The following is a 1935-nucleotide window of genomic DNA, read 5'->3' as shown; positions in this document are numbered from 1 at the left end:
CCCTGTTCGTGCTGACCGCGGGCGTGCTGATCGTCATCCTCTATGCCTATTTCGGCCAGGCGGCGCGCGCCCAGGCAGCGGACCGCATCTATCTCGAGGCGCATCAGCGCATCGACATGGCGCTGGTGCGCGGCCGCTGCGGGCTGTGGGACTGGGACATGGTGCGCGGCAAGATGTACTGGTCGCGCTCGATGTACGACATGCTGGGCTATGAACCCTGCGATACGATGCTGTCCTTCGGCGAGGTCGACGAGATTATCCACCCGGACGACGGCGACCTCTTCGAGCTCGCTAACCGCATCGTCGAACGCGAGATCGATCATATCGACCAGGTCTTCCGCATGCGCCACGCCGACGGGCAATGGGTGTGGATGCGGGCCCGCGCGCAGGTGATCGACCCGGAGGCGCCGGAAATCCAGTTGATCGGCATCGCCGTCGACGTCACCGAGCAGCGGCATCTGGCGCTGCGTTCGGAAGCGGCCGACATGCGGCTGAGGACCGCGATCGAGAACATCAACGAATCCTTCGTGCTGTGGGATGCCTCCGAGCGGCTGATCATGTGCAACTCAAAGTTCCAGAAGGACAATGGGCTCTCGGACCGCGATGTCGTACCGGGCGTCGGTCGCGACGCGCTGGAGGAGCGGATGCTGGCCTTCGCCTCCGAGCGCAGGCTCGCCAACGCCAACGGTCCGCATGGCGGCGTCACCCTGGAGCGCCAGCTTGCCGACGGCCGCTGGCTGCAGGTCAACGAGCTCAGGACCCGCGACGGCGGCATCGTCTCGGTCGGCTCCGACATCACCCAGATCAAGCTGCATCAGGAGAAGCTGGTCGACAGCGAGCGCCGGCTGATGGCGACGATCCACGATCTCAGCCTCGCCCGCCGCGCCGAGGAGGAACGCTCCAGCGAGTTGGTCGAGCTCAACCGCAAATATATGAAGGAGACCGAGCGCGCCGAGGCGGCCAATCGCGCCAAGTCGGAATTCCTCGCCAACATGTCGCATGAGCTGCGCACGCCGCTCAACGCCATCATCGGCTTCTCCGAGCTGATGCAGCAGGGCCTGTTCGGGCCGCTCGGCTCGGAGCGCTACGAAGAGTACGCGACCGACATCAACGGCAGCGGCAAATACCTGCTCGGCGTCATCAACGATATCCTCGACATGTCGAAGATCGAGGCCGGCCAGTTCTCGCTCGACCGCGAGGAGATCGACCTCTGCCCGCTGATCAAGGAGACGGTGCGGGTGATCTCGCTGCAGGCGGCGGAAAAGTCGATCAATGTCGAGACGCGCATCGCCGATGCGATGCGGGTCTACGCCGACCGCCGCGCGATCAAGCAGATCGCCATCAACCTGCTCTCCAATGCAGTGAAGTTCACCGGCCAGGGCGGCAAGATCACGGTCCGGGCACGCAACACGTCGGGAGCGCTACTGCTCACCATAGAGGATAATGGCTGCGGCATCCCCAAGCATGCGCTGAGCAAGCTCGGGCGGCCGTTCGAGCAGGTGCAGAACCAGTTCTCCAAGAACCACACCGGCTCAGGCCTTGGCCTCGCCATCTCGCGCTCGCTGGCCGAGCTGCAGGGCGGCGCGCTGAAGATCCGCTCGACCGAAGGCGTCGGCACCATCGTGTCGGTGCGCATCCCGCTGAAGAAGGCGCCGGCCGCGGTGAAGGTCGCGGCTTAGGTCAGAGCGGTTCACCAGCGGACCAGCGCCCGCTGTGCTGCCCAAAACAGGGGAAAACGTCGACTTCGGGTTTTATTGCAGAATTGCTAATATTACGATTGGCTCAGCCGGCTTGCCCCCGCGCCGGTCAGGCCCGGCGGTTGGTCGAACCCACCCCAACGAACTGTCGGGCCGCTAAACTGAGCCAGTAGGGTTTAGATCGTTTACGGCTGCCGACGCCGGGCTCGCCTCGGCGCCTTTCGATGCCCGTCTATAG

The 1935-nt window shown here is 64.5% G+C and carries 1 protein-coding gene; it reads left to right on the top strand.

Annotation, left to right across the window (positions count from 1 at the left end):
- A partial coding sequence (locus tag EOA28_RS34280) for a PAS domain-containing sensor histidine kinase (protein WP_128315771.1) occupies window positions 1-1679 on the top strand: 1679 nt, incomplete at its 5' end.
- Window positions 1680-1935 lie beyond the last annotated feature (256 nt).

Origin of the sequence: Mesorhizobium sp. M2A.F.Ca.ET.067.02.1.1 (assembly GCF_004023285.1) — a bacterium.
Lineage (GTDB): Bacteria > Pseudomonadota > Alphaproteobacteria > Rhizobiales > Rhizobiaceae > Mesorhizobium.
Note: the sequence above shows the minus strand (reverse complement) of the source record. Positions and strands in the feature narration are given on the sequence as shown.